Source organism: Neisseria sp. P0022.S010, from assembly GCF_051956635.1.
Genome location: NZ_JBQCXF010000778.1, coordinates 1 through 749 on the forward strand (window position 1 = coordinate 1; position 749 = coordinate 749).

Genomic DNA, 749 nt, shown 5'->3' on the forward strand with positions numbered 1-749 from the left:
TTCATATGCTTTATAGTCTTTAGAAGAAGAAGTTATTTCTTTTGAACCGTACCTCAACATCATTTTTTTAAGATACTTAGGCTCTAAAAGGCATTCAGAATTTTTCTGAATCGAAATAGTGTCTATCATCGGCAGACCATCCTTCAATGCCTTAACAAATTTATCTTTATTCTCCCGATTAAAAGGCTCTAAAATCCAAGAATCTCCTTTGCGTTTGGCATGGACGTAAATATCAAACCTACCGCCCTTATGGATTTTTTCCTCGTCCGACATCCATCTTGTTGCCGAATCTCGGGACGAACCTGCCAAATAACCGTAAGGCACGCTCATCAACGTCCCATTCAAATCAATTTTAATATTTCTTTCAAAGCCTGTTATGGGTATCTGATTGTCCATTTTTACTTCCTCCTTATTTTCTGAAGATGGATAACAAGCTGCCAAAGCGAATGAACCCAAAACTGCTATTAGAGCTGATAGCTTCTTTAACATCCTATCTTTTCCACATTCCACTTTTACTCTTCCTGTAACAGATTTCTGATTAAATTAACCAGACCGGCTGAAATACAATCCATTATCAATTTCTGATTCCTGCAAAATACCATATTTTCATAAACCAGTGTAGAAACTAGTAGCGTTGTTTACAGTATTTCCATGAGAATACTGAAACATGAACATGCACAAAAACACCCGTCTCACCCCGCACCACCACCAAGCCATTTGGCTGGCCTACACGCAGGGGAAGGAAAGCG

The 749-nt window shown here is 38.7% G+C and carries 1 protein-coding gene and 1 pseudogene; one reads left to right on the plus strand and one right to left on the minus strand.

What is annotated here, in order from left to right; genetic code table 11:
* Positions 1–510: RTX iron-regulated FrpC family protein (locus tag ACTHUT_RS21350; RefSeq protein ID WP_440419807.1), on the minus strand; the 510-nt coding region annotated here is incomplete at its 3' end.
* Between the two features lie 157 nt (positions 511–667).
* Here ACTHUT_RS21350 and ACTHUT_RS21355 point away from each other — a divergent pair.
* Positions 668–749: pseudogene (locus ACTHUT_RS21355) on the plus strand (IS481 family transposase); the annotation flags it as partial.